At 62.9% G+C, this 3043-nt stretch carries 4 protein-coding genes; all 4 read right to left on the bottom strand.

Annotation, left to right across the window (positions count from 1 at the left end):
• A partial coding sequence (locus tag DBR30_RS04120; RefSeq protein ID WP_258224272.1) for an amino acid ABC transporter permease occupies positions 1 to 480 on the bottom strand: 480 nt, incomplete at its 3' end.
• Positions 481 to 572: 92 nt separating this feature from the next.
• Entirely contained in the window at positions 573 to 1238 is a 666-nt protein-coding gene (locus tag DBR30_RS04115; RefSeq protein ID WP_108541090.1) for an amino acid ABC transporter permease, read from the bottom strand.
• A complete protein-coding gene (locus DBR30_RS04110; protein ID WP_108541089.1) occupies positions 1235 to 2446 on the bottom strand; it encodes a threonine synthase in 1212 nt (403 codons plus the stop codon). Before DBR30_RS04110 ends, DBR30_RS04115 begins: the two co-directional genes overlap by 4 nt.
• A 194-nt stretch (positions 2447 to 2640) precedes the next feature.
• On the bottom strand, positions 2641 to 3043 hold a 403-nt coding region (locus tag DBR30_RS21590; RefSeq protein WP_258224271.1), incomplete at its 5' end, for a LysR substrate-binding domain-containing protein.

Genomic DNA, 3043 nt, shown 5'->3' with positions numbered 1-3043 from the left:
CTTGATGATGCGGATGTAGATGTTGATGGTCGGCGGCGTCAGCCGCTGCAACGCCTGGGGCAGCAGCACGTGGCGATAGAGCTGCCAGCGGGAGAGCCCGAGCGCCAACCCGGCCTCCTGCTGGCCACGGGCGAGAGAGTTGAGGCCGCCGCGCACCACTTCACCCACCTCGCTGGCGCCCCACAGGGCGAGCACCAGCACGGCGCACCAGAAGGCCGGAATATCGAGGCCGAAAAAGATCGGCAACCCGAAGAAAAAGAGATAGAGCCACACCAGTACCGGCACCACCCGAAACAGCTCGAGATAAAGCCGCAGCAGCCCCCGTACCAACCGACCGCCCTGCTGCGCCAGCACGCCGTACGCGACACCGCCGAGGGTGGCAAACAGGATGGCCAGCAGCGAGATGGCGAGGGTCTGGCCTGCGCCCACCGCCAGCAGTGGCAACGCCTGCGTCAGTTGCTCAGAGATCGAGCTGGCCATATTGAGCCCTCCTTTCCTGCGTCTTGGTGACGAGAGACGGTGGCAGCTGGAAGATAAGTGCCCACATCGGGATCCTCGCCTGCATCAGCGATTCAGTGACCGAACTGACCATGTTGCAGCCTCCTTTCCACGACGCGCAGAGCGAGAGAGAGCGGCAAAAAGATCAGCACGCACATCAAGGTCAGCACCGCCAGCATCTCGTAGGTCTTGTAGTAGAGGGCGATGTAATTCTTGGTGGTGTAGAGCAGCTCTGGCACCGCCACCGCCGAGGCCACCGTCGTCTCCTTGAGCAGGAAGATGAAGTTGGCAAACAGCGCGGGCAGACTGGCGAGCCAGGCCTGGGGCAACTGCACGTGGCGCAGCAGTTGCCAGCGAGAAAGCCCGATGGCTCGGCCAGCCTCCAGCTGACTGGCGGGCACCGCCTCAATGCCTGCCCGCAGCGCCTCGGTCAGATAGCCACCGCCGAGGAAGGTCATGGCAATCACCGCAGTGGTAAACCCGGAGAGCGACAAGCCGAGCGCAGGCAGCCCGAAATAGAGGAAGAAGAGCTGGATCAGCAGCGGCGTGTTGCGGGCCAGCTCGACATATCCGCGGATCAGCGCGCTGAGCGGCCGCTTGTGCAGGCTCAGCAGGGCGACGTTGAGCAGGGCGACCGCCAGCGAAGTGAGGATCACTATGGTTCCCAGCTGCAAAGTGACCCAGACCGCCTTGCCGAAGGCGGGCAGCGTCGTAAGGATAAAGGGCAGATCCAGATTCATGCCGGGATCCTCCCGTCACGCTGCAAACGCTGGGGCAGCACAGTGATCGCATCCGGATACTTGATGCCGGCACCGGTATTGAGCACGACAACCTGCTCCTGCTCCCGGATCCAGCCCGCCTCGCGCAGTTGACGAGCGGCAGCAAACGCGGCGGCCCCTTCCGGGCAGACAAAGCTCCCTTCGCGAGAAGCGAGCAGGCGGATCTCGCTCTTGATCGCCTTGTCATCTACCGCGATGGCGCAACCCTCGGTGCGATAGAGGGCGTCCAGCACCAGAAAATCCCCCAGCGCCTTGGGCACATTGATGCCGAACGCCAGCGTCCGGGAGTCGGGCCAGAAGCTCGACTCGGCGGCTCTCTGTTGCCACGCCTGTACGATGGGCGCGCAACCGCTCGCCTGCACGGCCACCAGCCGGGGCAGCGCACCCTTGACCCAGCCCAGCTCCTGCAGCTCGCGCAGCGCCTTGTAGATACCGATAAGGCCGACCCCGCCACCGGTGGGATAGATGATCACATCCGGCAGGGTCCAGCCAAGCTGTTCGGCAATCTCCAGCCCCATGGTCTTCTTGCCCTCAATCCGGTAGGGCTCCTTCAGGGTTGAGGCATCAAACAAGGCGTGCTCCGCCACCGCCTGCGCCACCTGGCGACCGGCATCGCTGATCAGGCCATCCACCAGATAGAGACGGGAACCGGCGAGGGAGGTCTCCAGTCGGGTGATGGCGGGAGCGGCCTGCGGCATAACGATGGTGCTACGCAGTCCGGCGCGGGCACCGTAGAGCGCCCATGCAGCCCCTGCGTTGCCGTTGGTCGGCATGGCGAAGTGAGTGACGCCGAGTTCACGAGCGCGGGAGATGCCCACCGCTGCACCACGAGCCTTGAAGGACCCGGTGGGGATGACGCTCTCGTCCTTCATCCAGAGATCCGGAATACCGATCTGCTTGCCCAGCGTAGGCAGCCGTAGCAGTGGGGTGAATCCCTCCCCCAGCGTCACAACGTGGGCGGGATCCCGTACCGGCAGCAACTCGTGATAACGCCACAGGCTGGCCGGGCGCCCCAGCAATGCCGCCGGGTGCCATGCTCGCTTCAGCGCATCGAGATCGTAGCTGGCCAGCAGTGGCGCACCTGCCCGGCTCAGTTGCCAGGGCTGGTCAGCCTCATGGATCTCGCCACTCTTGCTGCAACGCAGATGTGATAGGTAGCTATACGGCATGCTTTATCCTGAATGGATCGACTTTGGTCAGTCACTTATTCCATCCTGCAACCCAAGTACCGGATAACAAACAAAATTAACTGGCAAACCTAAGTGAAAAAATTCATATGAAGCCGTCTGTTTTCGCTGGCAATCTCATCTGCCAGCAATAAGGAAGGGGAGCCATTGGCTCCCCTTCTGTCATCTCTTCCGATTCAAATCTGGAAGTCGAGGGCGGGCTCGCTGCCCATGGCGCGGGCCTGAATATCCGCCAGCGCCAGCTCGGGGTTGCAGAGCTGGATAAACTGCCAGGCAAAGTTGTGCTGGAACTGCCCCTGCTTGAGGCCAATCCAGGCGGTGTGGGGGGCAAACAGATGGCTGCCATCGAGCTGCACCAGCCCCTGATCGCGCTGGGTGTCGAACGCCATGTCGGCCAGTATGCCGACCCCCATCTCCAGCTCGACATAGGTCTTGATGACATCGGAGTCCTGCGCCGTCAGCAGGATCTGCGGCTCGATGCCAGCCGCAGCAAAGGCTTCATCCACCCGCACCCGCCCGGTCAACCCGGCTTGATAGGTGACGATAGGCCAGTTGGCCAGCGCCGCCAGCGTCAGATCC

Source organism: Aeromonas sp. HMWF017 (assembly GCF_003061465.1).
GTDB classification, from domain to species: Bacteria; Pseudomonadota; Gammaproteobacteria; order Enterobacterales; family Aeromonadaceae; genus Aeromonas; species Aeromonas veronii.
Note: the sequence above shows the minus strand (reverse complement) of the source record. Positions and strands in the feature narration are given on the sequence as shown.